Consider the following 17,793-nt stretch of genomic DNA (forward strand, 5'->3'; position numbering starts at 1 on the left):
TCCTACCACCCCAGCCATTTCATCGACCATCAATAGACGAAGACCTCACTCGGCCTCACCGATCAGGTTTGCCCCCAGAAATGCCCCTGTAAGTGCCCCTATGGAAGGCTGTGTCTGAGCATTGTCAGCAAGTGTAGGCATAGGGATAAGTAAAGATGGCGCAGGATAGAGAACCGGAGAACCCCGGAAGCTCCCCCGCCTTGCATAGCGCCCCCCCAGACCACAAGAACTCTGACGTCAGAGCCGACTTTGCAATGTTTGTTGATCCAAAGCAGCCTCTTTTCGCCAAAATTGCCTAGAGAGCCATAGAGGTCGGGTAGGGCCACTCTGCCTGTCGTCAGAGCTTTTGGAAGCAAGGGAGGCTTAAACTAAGAGTGAGTTTGGCTCATCTGGTTGGTGTGATTAGTCGACAAGGAATTAGACTTTTGACCACCATTGGTCCGAGGACAATGGTCGAATGCTGAGATAGAACCAGCCTCAACCGATGATCTTCAGACAAGTGAAGTCTGTCTGCCAAAGCTGATTGAGGGCCATCGTTTTGTCTGTGAACGTCACCGCCAATTCTCGCGGTGACAGCTCCGTCTCATTTTAAGCCAGTTGTACGGATTTGCGCCTCACCGCGTCGGGGATGCGGTTCCAAACGTACCTGGGCTTGGGCGATTGGTCCTGCAGGCCAGCCGCGCCACGCTGCTGAAATCGGTCATACCAACGATAAAAGGTGGTGCGGGGGATGCCAAGTTTGGCCAACGTCTGGCGCGCTGAAAGGTGGCGCTCTTCGACCAGCCGGATGATTTCCAGCTTCTCAGATGCAGCACGCCTCATTCCCGGTCGCCCCCATCGTCGATCAAGCTTTGTTGAGAAGGCGCAACTCCCGCGCTTGCTCCGTCACGGCCTCCACGGCGTAAATCCTTGACTGCGTCGGTCGTGGCAGCCCGCGCTGTGCCCCCCGCAAGCCGCTTTTCTCGGCTTCCATGAAGTCCTTCGACCATTTGTAGTAAACACCCGGCGATATACTTCGCGACAGCACGACCCCGCAATAATGTCCTCGCCGCGCAAACCATCCGGAACAATTTTGAACTACTCTTCTGCAGAATACTGTTTGCGAGTAGCCCTTTTGATGTCTTCGACGATCTTCTCGCCTGGACTCTTCGTTGTCTTTCTCATCGTGCACTCCTCGGTGGTTACTATGAGCCAGCAACACTCCCTTATCAAATCGCTCTATTTGGACCCATAAGCGCAGACGTCAGACAGGCCACTCACACAACTGCGACAGGCTGTGTTCATCCATCTGCTCAAAGATCCAACTTGGAGGGCTTGATCAGGGCGCCAAAAGGTAACACCATACTCAGGCTTCTCACAGACCTGAGGAGAGCCTTTGGTTACAACGGAAATTGATACGGGACTTGTCACTATGAAATATTCTTTGAACTGTGTGTTGTCCTTGATGATCGCATTGTTCGGAGCAAACTCGAGTATTGCGGAAACTGTAAAGTTTGGAACTTTCGACTTTGCGCCATATGTTCTTCACGATGATCCAGAAGGCCGCCTCGGCTTCTTTGTGGATATCAGCACGGCCATTGTCGATCGAGCGGACGTTTCTTTTACCAACAGCGTATTACCCATTGCGCGGGTGGTGAAGGACCTGGAGCGCGGCATTACCGATTGTGTGGTTGCTCTGCAAACTCCGTGGTCATTAGAGACTTTGGTTCAAGTTTCCGAAATCCACGATCGATTGGACATAATTATTGCGACACGGCCACAACTTGAAATCTCTGGCATCAGTGATCTGCGCGGCCGACGATTGGCAATTCCACGAGGTACGTTCAGAAGCTCACCCGTTATGACTGAGCCGGATATTGAACGCGTTTTAACAAATGACTACCAGCAAAGTATACAGTTGTTGTTGGCTGGTCGGGTCGATGCAATTGCCGGAACTGCGGTTAGTCTTTACCATAGTTTTGCAACCGAAAACGTAACACGACGTGACGTTGGTGTTGTCCTTTCGGTCGAGAGCAATTCCCTGTGGCTGCAATGTGCCAAAGGTCAAGTTTCCGAAGAGACATTGGCAAAAATGGATCAGGCGACCAATGCGCTGCGAGACGAAGGTGTATTCGAAACCTTTGTGCAACGTTACATTCCACCTGAGTTCAAATAGTGTCAGGACCGGACAACACTTGGCGCAAGAATTTTTCGAATAGCCTTTCGTTTCGGCAAGCACGTGTTGCGGTGGTTGTTGGATTTATTCTGGGTATTGGCTTTAGCGCCATTCAAATTTTGTCGGATCTTCGACGGGAGATCCGACAAACAGATGCGACATTTGAGCAGTCTCTAAAAATACTGGAAGAGCCTGCGTTTCAAGCGGCATTTGGACTCGACAAAGTGTTGGCTCAGACCGTTGTGAATGGATTGTTTCATCAATTGGCGATTTCTGAAGCGACTATTATCGATAGCTATGGCGACACGATGTACTCAAGGACCCGCCCACAATTAAAGACGTCCCTGTCCTGGTTGGCAGAAGGGATATTTGGAGAGGTCAAGTCGTATTCTACGCAACTGGTGGAGAAGAGAACCAACTTCTACGCCGGTGAGCTAATCATCCGTGTCGATACAAATGTTATTGCCAGAGATTTTTTTAAACGCTCTGGGCTCGTCTTGGGCTTTGGTGTCCTAAGAAACGTTTTGTTAGCGACTGTCCTTGCCTTAATTTACCACAAAATGCTGACCAAGCCGCTTAGGGAGATTGCTGACCACATCCACCGGGGAGCAACGGAACTTCCTGTATCCAAAACGCATGAAAAAGATGAGTTGAGTGAAATTGCACTTGAGTACAACAAACTGTCGCACGCCCGCGCGCAGGCTGTCACACGCCTCAAAGAGGAGGAGCGGAGGTACCGGCGATTGATTGCAAACAGTCAGGTTTCGCTATCCAACGCCGACTACTCGGAGGTTATCAAATCACTCAATCAACTTCGCAACGAAGGGGTAGATGATCTTCGGCACTATCTTGACGAGCACGAAGATGCTGCCTGGCAGCTGTTCACAACAATTGAAGTTCTGAGTGCCAACGATGCAACTCTGAAACTGTTCGGGGCTGGGTCCGAAGACGAGCTGATGCAGCAGTCCGAAAAAACGTTCGGTCCAGAAACAATTGTTATGTTTGAGGATCAGCTTTGCGCGATTTGGGACAAACAAGGTTTGTTCCGGGCAGAAACAACTTTTTACACTTTGACTGGGGAGGAAATCATTGGTGTGATCTCGCTCCCGCTGCCTGACACAGACGCAGGTTTCAGCAGCATTCCTGTCAGTATTCTGGATATTACCGAATTCAAGAATGCGGAAACAGAACTCACGTTCCGAGGTGAAATCATCGAAGTGGTTGGCGAAGGCGTGCTTGTTTCGCGGGTGTCCGATGGGGTGATTATTTACACAAATGCGTCACTTGATGCCACGTTTGGCTATGATCGCGGTGAGCTTACTGGTCGTGTCGTCAGCTTGCTGAATGCAAAAACTGACCCGTCCCCTGAAGAGGTGTCGTCGACCATTGCCGACAAAATTTTGAACGGCGACCGATGGGAAGGAGAAGTGCTCAACGTTCACAAGGACGGATCCCTGTTTTGGAGTGAGGTTTCAGTGACCGGATTTGAGCACTCTGTACATGGCGCTTTGGCTATTGCGGTCCAATCCGACATTTCGGATCGCAAATTGCTTGAAGACCAACTCCGGCAATCGCAACGTATGGAAGCAGTTGGTCAATTGACAGGTGGGGTGGCCCACGACTTCAACAACCTGTTGGCGGTCATGCTTGGCAATACCGAAATGCTTGAGGATCTGGCAGACAAGACACCAGAAACAACGAAATTCATCAATACCATCAAATCAGCTGTGGACCGGGCTTCCTCGTTGACCGGTCGGTTGCTGGCGTTCTCTAGGCAATCGACGTTGGCTCCTGTTCCAGCAAATGTATGTGATTTGATTGGCGGTATCGACGACATGTTGCAAAGAACGTTGGGGGCCACCATCGAACTGGCTGTGGCGTGCCCCGACGACCTCTGGCCCGCGTTGATCGACACCCATGAATTTGAAAACGCACTAATTAATCTCGTGCTGAATGCGAGGGACGCCATGCCACGGGGCGGGCGACTGACCATAGAAACTCAGAATGCGACTTTGGACGAGTCCTACGCTGCGCTATCAACAGAGGTTACCCCTGGAGATTATGTGCAGGTGACGGTGAGTGACACAGGGATGGGCATGTCAGAAGATGTTCAACTCAAGGTGTTTGAGCCGTTCTTCACAACAAAAGATGTCGGCAAGGGCAGCGGCCTCGGACTCAGCATGGTCTTTGGTTTTGCTAAACAGTCAAATGGGCATGTCACGATCTACAGCGAAGAAGGTCACGGAACGTCTGTGAGACTCTATTTGCCCCGCTCTAAAGAAGCGGTGGCTGAGGTAGAGGCGTTTCAAAGCGTGCAAGAGCACGCGCGAGGTGTCGGGCACATCTTGGTGGTCGAAGACGACGCTGCCGTGCGGAATATCTCCGCTTCCATATTGCGAACTCATGGCTACACCGTCCAAGAGGCAGAAAATGGTCATGAGGCAGACCAACACTTGCGAGATGGTCTGAGCTTTGACCTTTTGTTCACGGATATGGTGTTGCCGGGTGGCCTCAACGGGGTTGAAATTGCCGCACTAGCTCAAAAATGCCACCCCAATATCAAGGTGCTTTATACCACGGGATTTGCGGAAAACTCATCTGTCGAGGTTCGTAAATTGGTCAGCAGTGGTTTGTTGATCAACAAACCGTTTCTAAGGGCGACATTGCTCGAAAAAGTGCAGCAAGTTTTGGAAAACAAAAGTGCTTGAAGCGTCTATTCGACTGCTCGCGCAATCCATGTCCAACCTCTTGCGTCCTGTTGTTGGCAGTGCCGCCGCCAACAACAGTTGAGGCCTCACATGGATTGCTCTTGCTTCTGAGCCAACGTTCCGGCTTCCGTTTGCAGAACGTCTCTCAGAAGGTCACGAGACAGCGGTTTGTGCATGTTGTCGCCGACATCAATATCGCGTGCTTGGGCAATCAATTTTGCCGCTTCCATGGATGGCGCTCCTCCGCCTGTCATAAAACGCAAACGCATTGGTCGGGTGAGTGCGGCTATTCCGGAGATGACTTCGATCCCGTCCATCTGTGGCATGTTAATGTCAACAAGCAACAAAGCTGGCTCGTCGCTTTCTCGCAGTCTTTCCAAAAGTTTGAGGCCATTGCTGCAGATTTCGGTTTCCCACCCATCTCGAGTTGCAACATGCGCCAAATACTCCGCAAACTCTACATTGTCGTCCGCGATGTACAATTTTTGCATCCGGGCAATCCTAGTTAGTTGGGATGAGACAAACCCAAGCCTACCCAATCCCCGACAAAAAGCAACTCATCGACCCCATCCAAGGTCAGTTTCGGTTTTTTGAAGCTCGTGGGCTACTTCGGCAAGCTGCATACCTTCTGCGTTGAAGAGAATGAGAAACCCCGTTTCCTTCGTTGTTGTCGGATTAACCGCGCGGTTTTTTACTCCGTAAGACCCGTTTCTCAGGTTCGCTTCGGGCTGGAAGCAGTTATTGATCACGAAACACGCCTACAGCAGCATAGCGCCGCAGCCTTAAAACGAGCCTCCTTGCGTATCCAAAATAGAAGCAACGTAAGGAGATACACCATGAAATCGTTTCGCATCCTCGTCAATGTTGTCTCGGGTTTCCGTATACCATTCCTGACTTCAGTCGTTGAGTACACCGGGACGCCGATCGCTCCTAAGTCCTTTGCTTCCTCTTGGATTGGGCAAACCGATTCATCGTAGCCATCGCGCCCTTTCACTCGGCCTCCGACAACCTGATAGTCGCAGTAAAACCAGACAGTCCGGCTGTTGTCCACGCCACCCCGCTTGGCAGACTCGGACCTCCATCCCAATTCCGACATCATATGGCGAAGACGGTTTTGACCAGTCTTCAGCTCCTCGTGGAAGATTTTGGCTAACACCTCTCGAGGTACCGCAAACACCTCCATGGCGGCCAACTTCTCCTCCTGGCGACCCAGCAGAACTTCTCGAGTTCCTCCCATGAGTTGCTTCATGACAGGAGTTTGGATTGACGAAAGGTTCAAGGAGCGCGGGGGGTAAGTCATTAGACACCCGATGCTCCATCAGACCGTTTTATAGGTCGCGACGTTGAGCCGTCCTCCACCATGGGATTGGCTCAACGATGAACTCTCCAATGAACGCACCGAAGACCTAAGCCTTAGGGCCAGATGCTCAAGTCTTCCTCTCCGCCTTCGTCTAAGTTATCAACCAACAATCAGTGGATACATGCCGCCAATCAGATGCCGCAGTGTCCGTCACATAGGAGTTGCTATGCTTTTCATCCATCGCCTTGTTGCAATCGTTTTGCTGGCCGCCCCGACTATCGCACACGCGCAATCCACAGAGACTGCGCCGCTTGGACTGTCGCTTGAGCTAAATGCCGTTCAGGACGTTGAAAACGCTTGCCGGTTTACCTTTGTAGCCAAGAACGACACAGGCTCTGCAATCGATAAGGCCGTATTTGAAACGGTGATTTTTGACACTTCCGGCAGCGTAGTGCGCTTGTCTCTATTTGACTTTCGCGACTTGCCGGAAGGTCGTCCTCGTGTGCGCCAATTTGACGTACCGGAAGTGAAATGCAACAGCATTGGCCAAACGCTCATCAATGGAACAAGCACGTGCATCGTAAACGGTGCAGAAAGTGACATTTGCGGCGACGGACTTACGATCAGCAGCCGTATCACCGTTAAGTTACTGGGATAAATACTATGAATGGATTGCGCGATGTGGTGGCCCTGGGTGGGCCGGTGGTGGCAATTTTGCTGGTGATGTCGGTTCTAACTGTTGCTGTCACTATCTACAAACTCTGGCAGTTCGCGGCCTGCGGGGTTGGGCGGCACAAGGTGCTGTCAGACGCGCTTGTCGCATGGGACTCCGGTGATGCGGGTGGTGCGCGGGTGCGCCTCACCGGCAGCAAGAGCTATCTGGCGCCATTTATCGAAACCGCAATGCATAAGCCAAACTCTCAAGCCCTGAGCGACCGTTTGGATGCAGAAGCTGGTTTGGCGCTGGCCGGGTTGGAGCGTGGCTTTCGCCTTCTGGACACCATCGCACAATTGGCCCCCTTACTGGGCCTCTTCGGAACTGTCCTCGGGATGATCGAAGCCTTCCAAAGCTTGCAAACTGCTGGCGCTTCCGTTGACCCCTCGCTGCTCGCAGGTGGCATCTGGGTCGCTTTGGTCACCACCGCTGTCGGGCTCGCCGTGGCAATGCCAACCTCCATGGTGCTGTCCTGGTTGGAGAGTCGCACCGCACAGGAACGGGTCTTTGCAGACAAGGCGCTGCGCACGGTATTGATGCCACAAGACATCATACAACCACCGTCCGCCAACGCCCTGGCGGATCATGCGTAATCTTGCCCCCTTTGTACGCCGCCCTCTGACACTCACGCCGTTGATCGACGTGATTTTCCTGCTGCTCCTGTTTTTCATGCTGACGTCGACGTTTTCAACTTTTGGCGAAATCGAACTCAGCAACGCAAGCAAGGGCAGCGGCACAGTGGATGCATCTGTCGAGCGGTTCTTTGTGCAATTGGGCGCAGAGCGGCTGACCTTGAACGGTCAGCCTGCGACGCTGGACAGCATTGCAGAGCGCGTCGTAACTGGGCAGCTTCTTGTCAGCCTTGATGCGGACGCCAGTGCCCAGCGTCTTGTGGACCTTTTGTACCGCATGCGCGCACGCGATGGGCTCGACGTGTTGGTGCTGGAGTGACCCGATGATCCGCCAGCCGCCGCCCCGTAAAAAACGAGATTCGACCATTCCTTTGATCAATGTCGTGTTCTTGATGTTGGTCTTTTTCCTGATCGCGGGCACCGTCGCACCGCCGCTCGATCCGAATCTGCACCTCGTGCAAACCAACGAATTGGAAGGTCGGGAGCCGCCCGATGCCTTGGTTTTGCATGCAGACGGCAGTCTTAGCTTTCGTGGCCAGCCCACCTCCGCAGACGCACATGCCGCCGCCAACGGCACAGGCCCCACCCGTATCGTGCCGGACCGGGACGTGCCCGCGCAACGGTTGATGGAGGTTACCGGAGCACTGCGCCGCGCAGGGGCAACTTCGGTGATTTTGGTAACCGAAAGAGCTCTTAAGTGATCCAGCGCTCGCTCATAATTGCCCTATTTGCAACAATTTTTTCACTTAGCTTGCACCTACTGGGTCTTGGTATCGTCGGGCGTATCGAGCGCGAGCCGTCAGTAAAAGCAGTGGATGGCCTGATCTCCATAAGCAACGCATTTGAAGACATTGCTGAGACGCTTGAAGACCCCGTGGAACCAGAACCTGACCTCACGCCGGAACAGGAACCGGAACAGCCTGTCCAACCAACACCGCCCCCAAGCGAAGCGGAGGTGCCGGACACCGAAGTGCTCGTCGCTTCTGAAAACCCGCAAGACACTTACGCCCCAGACACCGGCACCGCCCAAATCGTAGAGCCGGCTCCACTCAAAGGCACCCAAGGAGAGTTCGCGCCCAAGCCGGATATCCTGGAGCCCAACACCCCATTAGTCGAAAGCGAGCCGGTTCCCCCACAAGCGGATACCGCTGCAACGCTAGGATCACAAACGGACACAGTAGAAGCACTCACCCCAGTGGTTCCACAAGCATCCACGCCCCAAGTGCCCATCGAGCCCGTAGAAGAGGTGATTGCCTCGCTCCCGGAAACATCGCTGCCGGTAGCGCCTATTGAACCCGCTGAAACTGTGACAGAAACCCTCCCTGAGGAAAGTCCCGAAGACAAGCCTCAACCCTTGTTCCCAGGGTTGCGCGATGGTTTTGCAGACCTGCGCAACCCATCGGAAACCGTTGAATCTCCGCTGGAGACGTTTCGGCGCGAAGGATCTGTTGCCGTTGGCGGTTTTGGCATTCGATCCGGCTCGGCTGCCAACTCCCGTGGCCCTGGCAACTCTGACACAACAAATTATGCAGGTCGTGTGCTGGTGCACCTCAACCGCACACGCACGGTTCACGTCAAAACGCCCGGCTTCGCTCGCGTGTACTTTGAGATCAATCCGGATGGCTCCCTTAATTGGGTCGAGGTGATAGACAGCTCCGGCAGTTCAGATGTCGATCGCGCGGCGCGCATCCAAATTCAAAGCGCCGCACCTTTCCCAATACCGCCGAATGGAACAAGCCGACAGCTGTCGTTTTGGTACAGCTCGGGGTAGGCAGGACGCACCGGTTTTCAAGCAAGGATTGCTGACCACAAGAGAAAGCACGCACGCCGAAAAGGTCTGAAATGAAAGAGACAGGAAGGCGATGGTGCCTAGTTCAACCTGTGCCAAGTCATGTGCCCTGCTATAGCGCGACACCAATTTCGTTAACCCGCCCAACTCTTCGTTCCGCGTATCACCTCATACGAAGAGAAAGTCACCAGTTGGCGCGTCCCGATCAGTCCATAAAACTTGCGGACAGCCCCAGTCACATGACGCCTGCCCCCCAAACAGATGATTCTGTTCTGTAAACTAGCCGTTGCGCTGGCAAAATGTGGCGTTCTTTAGGCGACTTCTGGGCGTTTTTTTGATACCGGGATCAAATAAGAAGATAGTTAACTAATAATTCTTGAATATTTTACACATTTTGGAGTCCCCCAATGCCCATCTTAAATATTTTCGGCACCAATGCGTCCGACACCTATTTGGTCAATACTTTCACGTACCCAGGCACATATTCAAGATACCAAATATTTGCGAACGGAGGCAATGACGTCATCGCCGTGACTGGCACAATCTCCGCAGAAATCTATGGCGGTGACGGCGACGATACGATGATCGGCGGGCGGGGCAACGATACAATCTACGGTGACAACGGCAATGACGTGATCTTTGGTGGCCGGGGCGCGGATTACATATTGGGTGGTGACGGCAGTGATATTGTCAACGCAGGCAATGGTGCTGACACTGTACACGGCGGCAAAGGGCATGATCTTTTGAATGGCGCCGGCGGCGACGACAACTTCTCAGGCGGCCATGGCAACGACACAATCAATGGCGGATCTGGAGACGACTTCATTTTTGGCAGTAAAGGAAATAACGATCTGTTTGGCGGTGTGGGAAATGACACCGTAAACACCGGCGATCATACATCGTCCGCTGACGGTGGAGAAGGTGACGATTTGATTGTGGCCCGCATGAAAAAAGGCGGCGATCATACCTTAACAGGAGGTACCGGAGCCGACACTTTTGAATTTGTGTTCCAAGACAACCGTAAAAGCGCTGATGTCGTCATCACAGACTTCGAACTCGGGCAGGATGATTTTTCTGTCGGCGGAGTAGATGGCCAAACTTGGGTCGATACCAATTTTGCCTTTGCAGAAACGTTTGGCTTGGATCTGCTGACCGAAGTCGACGGCAACGCTGTGCTCGATATTGGTTCAAACGACACAGTCACATTTGAAGGTGTCAGCGAAGCTGACTTCTTGGCCTTCTATGTGGATAGTGGTTTGCTCCTCGGCTAGGAGTGCCAATACCGCACCTCGCATGTAAGGGGCCTTGGGTATCCGCTTTCTCCCTTGCCCAAAGCCACTGGGATGGTCCAACTAAAAGTTGGGCCACATCATGCACGTTTGCGGCCAGTACCCTCCAAAACACAACCATCCCTTACCGATTTTCCGTCGCGGAATTTTGTGCGCAAATATACTCAGACACTGCGACTTCTCGAAACCAAATTGCGATGATCGCAAAGCCCCTGTCAGCATTGCCGCGTCATGCAGACCTGATCAGCCCAAGACTTCGCGTAGCACCGTTTCAGTCACCGGCTTCGTCAGGATCACTGGCTGCACCTTGTCTATGGCCTCTGCGCGCCCCTGCATGTCTCGAGTAGACATAAGGATCAGGGTGCAATCCGGGAATTGGCGATGACCAAGTTGCAATAGCTCCCAGCCGGACTGACCGTTGTCCAAATTCAAATCGCTGACCAAAAGCCCCAACTCCCGCACGTTTTTCAACCGTCGTTGCCCTGCGGCAAAACTCGAAGCCGTCTCCACACCATACCCCAGTTCAGCCAAAACAGCCGCCGTTGCGCCCAAATACGCAGGGTCATCATCAATCACCAGGGCCTGCCCGCGCCGAACGCTGTGCTCTGTGCCCGAAGCAGTCTCAGCATTTGGTGGGAATGACATCGTGACAGTGGTGCCATGATCAGCCAAGCCCGTACAACTGCGGATCGACAAAGCGCCACCCGATTGATGCACAAAACCGTCCACCATCGACAACCCAAGCCCGGTTCCGCTGCCATCGTCCCTTTGTGAAAAAAACGGCTCCGTCGCCCGCCTGCGTGCGTCCTCACTCATACCCCGCCCCGTATCGCGAATGGTCACAAACGCACCACCACCGCCATCTGCATCCACTCCAACACGCACGATGACCTGCCCGGGACCAACAATCGCCTGCCCCGCATTCACGCAAATGTTCAGAACCGCACTCTCCAATTGCCCCGGGTCAACACGCGCAAAAACGGGCGCATCAGGTATGTCAAAAGACATGGACACCATCTCCGGCATGCCTATTTCCAGCAAATCCGCCATGCCCTCAACCAACTGGCCAACGTCGGTTATCTGCGGCTCCAAGTGTTGCTTACGCGCAAAAGCTAACAGTCGCTCAGTCAGAGACACGCCAAGATCCAATGCGGACCGGATCCGCGCTTGCAAGTCCCTAGATCGTTCGGGATCGGCCTTTTCCAAAAGGTGCAAATTGCCCGAGATGCTCGAGAGGATATTGCCAAAGTCGTGCGCCACCTCACCCGACACCTTGCCCAACGCCTCAACACGTCGGATTTCTTCCAAACGTTGTTCCATCCGCTTGCGCTCAGTGGTTTCCGACAGCAGCCAGACCTCTTCGCCATTGGGCAAAGGGGAGCGGCGCAGCTCCAAAACATTGCCTGAGGAATCGACATATTCCTCAAATCCACCGTGCTCACTCGCCGTGGTTTGCCGCACAAAACTGGACTGTTCAATCAAATCTGCGACCTTGGCGCGCACGCCTTCTTCCGCCGTAGGCAATCGCAGAAGGTGGCGCAAATTTGCGTTCTCGGCCTCAATCCAGCCTCCTGCCGACGCAATTGCCACCCCGTCTTTGATGTTGCGGAACACCCGCGAAAACAAAGCGTTTTGATGGCCAACCTGCCGTGTGCGGCGCTCCAGCTTACGCGCGCTTTCACGAAATACATGGAATGCAGCATAGAGCTGGCCAATCTCATCCTCCGACGTGGGTCCAGCGGACAATTCCGTGCGATGATTGCCTGCTGCCAGCCGCCGCATGGCTGCGGCGATCAGGTGCAGGTTGCGTGCCACGTAGCGCGACACATACAACGACGATGAAATCGCCACCAACAAGCTCGCCGCCGTCAACGCCAAAAACACGTTTTTTGCGATCTTTAAGTTTCCAGACGTCTCCATCCGGGCCAGCGACAGTCGTGCCTCCGCTTGGGTAACCTTGCTTTCCGCAAATGTACTGATGCGATGAGCCTCTTGCCGAATGCGAAACAAAGCATTCTCCGCATCCAGCCGCGCCGCCAACGCCCGATGTTTTAACACAAACAAGCTTTCGCTGCGCATTGTTGCGGCTTCAATTTCCGCCAAAGCGCCTTCATGCATCGGTGTTACAAGCCGAAACGCCTCTCCCCGTTGCTTGGAGTATCGGCGACTGAACTCCCCAAGCTCAATCAAAGCGTTGGCCCGCCCCGCCCCAATCGCACCTGCGGTCAGTTGCTGCAGTGTCGCCCAAACTTCGCGCTCTTCCAACGGCAAAGCCCGATCACTGGCCAAGCGCCGCACCCGCTGATTCAGCCGCTCCATATCCCGATCAATTGCATCCAGTTCCGCCTGGCGTGCCGCCTGAGGCGCCAAGGCTTTGGTCAAATCGTCGATCGCCAAGCGCAGTCGTGCCACTGGGAGTTTTAGATCTTCGTCTTCCGCAGCAAGCACCTCAATGCGCCGCAGGTTTTCCAGCACCCTTTTTTCTTCTTTTTCGAGCTGAAACGGGGGGAACAACGCGTGCAAAAACGGTGCAGACGTGGCCAGCTCTGCGGATTCACGCGACAAATCAAGCGCATCGGACACCTCTGCCAAGGTCTCTTTGTGCAAAACATTCATCCAGAGTTCCGTGCGATTGAGCACCAACATGCCAACAAGGCTCACCAACAGGATCAACCCAAACAGAACCGCAATGGCCGCAGACAGGCGGGCCCTAACGCTCAACCTCGACAAAATCGCCATCACACGCCATCCGTGCCAAGGTTAAAGATGTAGCCCTGCGCCCGTCGGGTCTGTAGATGCACCGGCTTGGACGGCACCGGCTCAATCTTGCGCCGCAACCGCAAAATGAGCACGTCAATCGTGCGATCCACATAGCGTTCCATGTCTGAGCCCAACTCTTTGAGAAGCTCCGGCCGCGGGATCACCCTATCTGGATTGCGCGCAAAATACTCCAGCAACCGATATTCCGCGTTGGTCAGCGGTACCTCATCGCCTTGCGCATCCAACAAGCGACGCGATTGCAGATCAACCCGCATATCGCGAAAGGCGATGCCCTGCCCTGGCGCAACGCCGGTCTTGGCACTGCCATGGCCATATCGGCGCAACACGGCCCGAATACGTGCCACCAACTCGCGTGGATTAAAGGGCTTTATCAGGTAGTCATCCGCGCCGGTTTCGAGGCCGATGATCTTGTCGATCTCATCACCAACGCCGGTCAGCATGACAATTGGAATTTCGTACCGCTCTCGTATATGGATCGCCAGCGTCAACCCAGACTCCCCACGCAACCGTAAATCTATCAGCGCCAAATCCACCTGTGGCGGATCACCCAAAGCCATAAATGCCGCAATGTCGGGGCAACACACAGCGTCAAACCCGCTCTCCCGCATCAAAGCAGACAGCGTGTCGCGCACACTTTCATCATCGTCCACAATGGCGATCAGCGGATCATCTTTGCCCGTTTGCATGAAACCCCACTCTGCAGCGTTAGGTGACCTCCCACCACTAAGGAGGACAATTGTTCTGAATCAGTTTCGCAGATCATGCCAGATTGTAAGTCTGCGCGCGCGGCTTTGTAACATTGTTAACATGAAAGCCCGCATTCATCTGTTCCGTTAACAGAACCCTTCTCGCCTCAGCGCCCCCACCTCTCCTACGCTGTTCTGGTCAACGTCTTGCATTTGGAGCACAACTTCATGGCGAGCGTTCTAAGGGAGGAAACCATGACACCAATTATTACCCGCGCCGCAACGGCCTTGGGCATCCTATCGGTAAGCGCATTTGCTGCCGCCGCAGACTGTGCAGACCGTGGCGCACTGGACGATCTCTATTGCGACGCCAACGGCGACTTGGTTGCAGATACGCCAACCGATCCCGCTGAACTGAACAACCCGGACACGTTGGTCTTTGCTTACACCCCAGTAGAAGACCCCGCAGTCTACGCAGACATCTGGGCACCGTTCATCGCGCATATGGAAGACGTCACCGGCAAAGATGTGCAATTCTTCGCAGTACAATCCAACTCCGCCGAAGTCGAAGCCATGCGCTCGGGCCGCCTGCACGTCGCTGGTTTCTCCACTGGCCCAACGCCTTTTGCTGTAAACCTCGCGGGCGCGGTGCCATTTGCCATCATGGGTGCAGACGACGGCCAGTTTGGCTACAAACTGCAAGTCTTCACCCAGGCTGACAGCGAGATCAAAGAGGTCAAAGACCTCGCCGGTCGCCGTGTAGCCCACACTTCGCCAACCTCTAACTCCGGCAATCAGGCCCCTCGCGCCCTGTTCCCATCCCTAGGCGTTGAGCCAGATAAAGACTACGAAGTGACTTACTCTGGCTCGCATGACCAATCCATGTTGGGTGTTGTGGCTGGTGACTATGATGCTGCACCTGTCGCTTCCGAAGTGGTCGAGCGTATGGCGGAACGTGGTCTCTATGATCCCAAAGACGTGCGCATGGTCTGGGAAAGCGATCCGTTCCCAACCACATCTTTCACCGTGGCCCACAACCTGGACCCGGAGCTGTCTGAGAAGATCAAAGAAGCCTTCTTCACCTTTGAATTCTCTGGCACCAAACTGGGTGAAGAGTTTGCTGGCGTGAGCAAATTTATCCCAATCACCTACAAAGATCAGTGGGCGGTCATCCGCCAGATCCAGAGCTCCAACGGTGTGGAATACACCCCACAGGGTCTCGCCGGTAAGTAACACCATCACCAAACCAAGCCCGGTCAGCGCATGTCGTTGTCCGGGCGCTTTTTTCGGCCTTGCGCAGCTCTCACTTCGGGACGTCGCGAATTAGGCAAGGCCGCGCCATGTCCGAGAGACCGCAATGCTAAAAATTTCGAAACTCACAAAACGTTACGGCTCGGGCGATCCCGTGCTCAAGGAACTGGACCTGACCGTTGAGGGTGACCAGCTCACCTCCGTTATTGGCTCTTCGGGCGCCGGCAAAAGCACGCTGTTGCGCTGTATCAACCGCTTGGTGGAACCCACCTCAGGCTCCATTGATCTGAACGGCACCGAATTTACCGCGCTTAACGGTCGAGACCTGCGCCACGCGCGCCGCCGCATTGGTATGGTCTTTCAGAGCTTCAACCTGATTGACCGCCTCACCGTTATGGAAAACGTACAATCCGGTCGTCTGGGCTACATCTCGACTTGGGCCGCCTTGACACGTCGTTACCCGCGCGAAGACATCCGACACGCCTATGAGCTGATGGAAAGAGTTGGCATCGCCCATTACGCTGACCGACGCGCGGATGAGCTTTCCGGTGGCGAGCGCCAGCGTGTTGGTGTGGTGCGGGCGCTGATGCAGCGTCCCGAAATCCTGCTAGCAGACGAGCCCACCGCCTCGCTCGACCCAAAAACCTCGGAGCAGATCATGTCGCTCCTGCGCGACCTGGCATCAGAACTAAAACTGCCGGTGATCATCAACATTCACAACGTGACCGAAGCCAAAGAATACAGCGACCGTATTGTCGGCATGCGCTACGGCCGCATCATCTTTGACGACCTGCCCGGCAAACTGACCCAATCCGAGATGGATGAAATCTACGCAGGTGTGCCCGCCATGGATCGCGCCGAAGTTGGGGCCGTGGCATGAGCATAGCCAAAGACACCTGGCGCAAGCCATCGTTCATAGCCAACCCGCTCCTGCGCTACGGGCTCTACGCAGCTGTGGCGGTCTACGTCATCTTCACCCTGACCACACTGCCCATCGACTGGGACCGTGTGTCCGACGGCATGCGCCGCGCCCAACGCATCTTCAGCGGGGCTTTCCCACCAAATTTTGAACGCTCCGGTTTGCTGATCGACGGCTTTCTGGAAAGCCTGAAAATCGCCATCTTGGCCACCGTGGGCGGCATCCTGCTCTCAGTTCCATTGGCCTTCATGGCGGCCAGCAATATCGCAATCAAACCGGTCTACATTCTTGGCCGCGGTATCATCATTGTTGCACGCAGCTTTCACCCGGTGATTGTCGCCATCATTTTTGTGAAAGCGGTTGGTTTTGGCCCTTTTGCAGGCGCACTCACCTTGGTGGTCTACTCCATTGGTTTTGTGGCCAAACTTTTGGCCGAACGCATTGAGGAAATCGACTTTGGCCAGGTAGAGGCCATGCGCTCAGTGGGCGCGGGCTTCTTCTCCACTCTTATCTACGCTGTGATACCACAGATCATGCCGCGCCTTGTGGGCTTGGGCATCTACCAACTCGACAGCAATCTACGTGCCTCTGCCGTGGTTGGCATTGTGGGTGCGGGTGGCATTGGCGCGACTTTGGCCAACGCCTTTGGCCGGTATGATTATGACTTCGCGCTGGCCATCACCATGGTCATCGTCGGCGTCATCCTCGTGTCCGAGGCAATCAGTGGCTTTATCAGGAAACGGATCGCATGATGAGCACGCAACCTTTGCAACAAACGCTTGACCACTGGTCCCGTTTCACCTTTCGGCAACGCCTCATGCGCTACGGCGGATTTGCCCTCACCCTTTTGGTTGTCGCTTGGGCCTTGTCCAGCATCAACGTGATCTGGGAGTGGGTCTGGGACGCACCAGTTCAGATGGGGGACCTCTTTGGCCGCATGATGCCACCGGACCCAAGCAATTTGCCATCCATCCTTGAGGCGATTTGGCAAACCGTGAACATCGCCACATTGGCCACCATGATTGCCGTCGTTGTGGCGCTTCCTGTGGCTTACATCTCGGCACAAAACACCACCCCTAACCGGGTCACGCTTTGGATTGGCCGCTTCATTTTGGTGTCGTCCCGCTCGGTCAACACCATCATCTGGGCGCTGTTGTTTGTGGCCATTTTTGGCCCTGGCATTGTCGCTGGGATTGTCGCAATCATGTTCCGATCGATAGGTTTTCTGGGAAAACTTCTCGGCGAAGCCATTGAGGAGATTGACACAAAACCGGTTGAAGCCCTGGAAGCCTGCGGTGCCTCCCGCTTTAAGATTGTGCTCTACGCCATAGTGCCCCAAGTCATGCCCGCCTTCTTTGCAATCGCGATTCTGCGCTGGGACATCAACCTGCGGGAATCCACCGTGTTGGGGCTTGTTGGCGCGGGCGGCATTGGCATGATCCTGCAAGGCGCCATCGATACGTTCAACTGGCCAGAGGTCTCCATGGTGTTGCTCACCATCCTCGCGCTGGTGGTGTTTGGCGAAGTTGTCTCTTCTTACTTGCGCAAGAAAATCCTCTGACTTTACT

The 17,793-nt window shown here is 54.4% G+C and carries 15 protein-coding genes and 1 pseudogene; 12 read left to right on the forward strand and 4 right to left on the reverse strand.

Going from position 1 to position 17,793, the window contains the following annotated elements; translation table 11 throughout:
* Positions 1-480: 480 nt before the first annotated feature.
* Positions 481-1,164, reverse strand: a pseudogene (locus tag QZ517_RS08050) (helix-turn-helix domain-containing protein); the annotation flags it as partial.
* 247 nt (positions 1,165-1,411) lie between these two features.
* On the opposite strand from QZ517_RS08050, the gene QZ517_RS08055 reads away from it, so the two are divergent.
* Positions 1,412-2,155, forward strand: a complete 744-nt coding sequence (locus QZ517_RS08055; RefSeq protein ID WP_294224873.1) for a transporter substrate-binding domain-containing protein — start codon at positions 1,412-1,414, stop codon at positions 2,153-2,155.
* Positions 2,155-4,863 (forward strand): PAS domain-containing sensor histidine kinase, encoded by a 2,709-nt coding sequence (locus QZ517_RS08060; RefSeq protein ID WP_294224876.1) that lies wholly within the window; start codon positions 2,155-2,157, stop codon positions 4,861-4,863. The genes QZ517_RS08055 and QZ517_RS08060 overlap by 1 nt, the downstream gene beginning before the upstream one ends.
* 86 nt (positions 4,864-4,949) lie before the next feature.
* On the opposite strand, the gene QZ517_RS08065 is transcribed toward QZ517_RS08060, so the two are convergent.
* On the reverse strand, positions 4,950-5,354 hold the full coding sequence (locus QZ517_RS08065; protein ID WP_294224878.1) for a response regulator: 405 nt from the start codon (positions 5,352-5,354) through the stop codon (positions 4,950-4,952).
* Between the two features lie 1,035 nt (positions 5,355-6,389).
* Here QZ517_RS08065 and QZ517_RS08070 point away from each other — a divergent pair.
* The 6 genes from QZ517_RS08070 (at position 6,390) to QZ517_RS08095 (ending at position 10,570) form a co-directional block, all read left to right on the forward strand.
* The gene (locus QZ517_RS08070) at positions 6,390-6,821 is read left to right on the forward strand and encodes a hypothetical protein (protein ID WP_294224881.1); all 432 of its coding nucleotides are present in this window, start codon (positions 6,390-6,392) and stop codon (positions 6,819-6,821) included.
* Between the two features lie 5 nt (positions 6,822-6,826).
* A complete protein-coding gene (locus QZ517_RS08075) occupies positions 6,827-7,471 on the forward strand; it encodes a MotA/TolQ/ExbB proton channel family protein (RefSeq protein ID WP_294224884.1) in 645 nt (214 codons plus the stop codon).
* Positions 7,464-7,829, forward strand: a complete 366-nt coding sequence (locus QZ517_RS08080; protein ID WP_294224887.1) for a biopolymer transporter ExbD — start codon at positions 7,464-7,466, stop codon at positions 7,827-7,829. Before QZ517_RS08075 ends, QZ517_RS08080 begins: the two co-directional genes overlap by 8 nt.
* A gap of 4 nt (positions 7,830-7,833) precedes the next feature.
* On the forward strand, positions 7,834-8,211 hold the full coding sequence (locus QZ517_RS08085; protein WP_294224890.1) for a biopolymer transporter ExbD: 378 nt from the start codon (positions 7,834-7,836) through the stop codon (positions 8,209-8,211).
* Positions 8,208-9,281, forward strand: coding sequence for a cell envelope integrity protein TolA (locus tag QZ517_RS08090; RefSeq protein ID WP_294224893.1), 1,074 nt, complete (start codon positions 8,208-8,210; stop codon positions 9,279-9,281). The genes QZ517_RS08085 and QZ517_RS08090 overlap by 4 nt, the downstream gene beginning before the upstream one ends.
* Before the next feature lie 548 nt (positions 9,282-9,829).
* A complete protein-coding gene (locus QZ517_RS08095) occupies positions 9,830-10,570 on the forward strand; it encodes a calcium-binding protein (RefSeq protein ID WP_294224895.1) in 741 nt (246 codons plus the stop codon).
* A gap of 261 nt (positions 10,571-10,831) precedes the next feature.
* Here the strand turns inward: QZ517_RS08095 and QZ517_RS08100 are convergent, their stop codons facing one another.
* Complete coding sequence (locus QZ517_RS08100) at positions 10,832-13,327, reverse strand: ATP-binding protein (protein ID WP_294224899.1); 2,496 nt, start codon at positions 13,325-13,327, stop codon at positions 10,832-10,834.
* A complete protein-coding gene (locus QZ517_RS08105; protein ID WP_294224902.1) occupies positions 13,327-14,055 on the reverse strand; it encodes a response regulator transcription factor in 729 nt (242 codons plus the stop codon). The genes QZ517_RS08100 and QZ517_RS08105 overlap by 1 nt, the downstream gene beginning before the upstream one ends.
* 255 nt (positions 14,056-14,310) lie before the next feature.
* Between QZ517_RS08105 and phnD the strand changes: the two genes are divergently transcribed.
* The 4 genes from phnD to phnE (QZ517_RS08125) all read left to right on the forward strand — a co-directional run bounded on the left by phnD (position 14,311) and on the right by phnE (QZ517_RS08125) (position 17,786).
* A complete protein-coding gene (gene phnD / locus QZ517_RS08110; RefSeq protein ID WP_294224904.1) occupies positions 14,311-15,288 on the forward strand; it encodes a phosphate/phosphite/phosphonate ABC transporter substrate-binding protein in 978 nt (325 codons plus the stop codon).
* Between the two features lie 124 nt (positions 15,289-15,412).
* On the forward strand, positions 15,413-16,186 hold the full coding sequence (gene phnC, locus QZ517_RS08115; RefSeq protein ID WP_294224907.1) for a phosphonate ABC transporter ATP-binding protein: 774 nt from the start codon (positions 15,413-15,415) through the stop codon (positions 16,184-16,186).
* Positions 16,183-16,977, forward strand: a complete 795-nt coding sequence (gene phnE, locus QZ517_RS08120; RefSeq protein ID WP_294224910.1) for a phosphonate ABC transporter, permease protein PhnE — start codon at positions 16,183-16,185, stop codon at positions 16,975-16,977. Before phnC ends, phnE (QZ517_RS08120) begins: the two co-directional genes overlap by 4 nt.
* The gene (gene phnE / locus QZ517_RS08125) at positions 16,977-17,786 is read left to right on the forward strand and encodes a phosphonate ABC transporter, permease protein PhnE (RefSeq protein WP_294224982.1); all 810 of its coding nucleotides are present in this window, start codon (positions 16,977-16,979) and stop codon (positions 17,784-17,786) included. Before phnE (QZ517_RS08120) ends, phnE (QZ517_RS08125) begins: the two co-directional genes overlap by 1 nt.
* Positions 17,787-17,793: the final 7 nt, after the last annotated feature.

This window comes from uncultured Shimia sp., assembly GCF_913054185.1.
GTDB lineage: Bacteria > Pseudomonadota > Alphaproteobacteria > Rhodobacterales > Rhodobacteraceae > Shimia.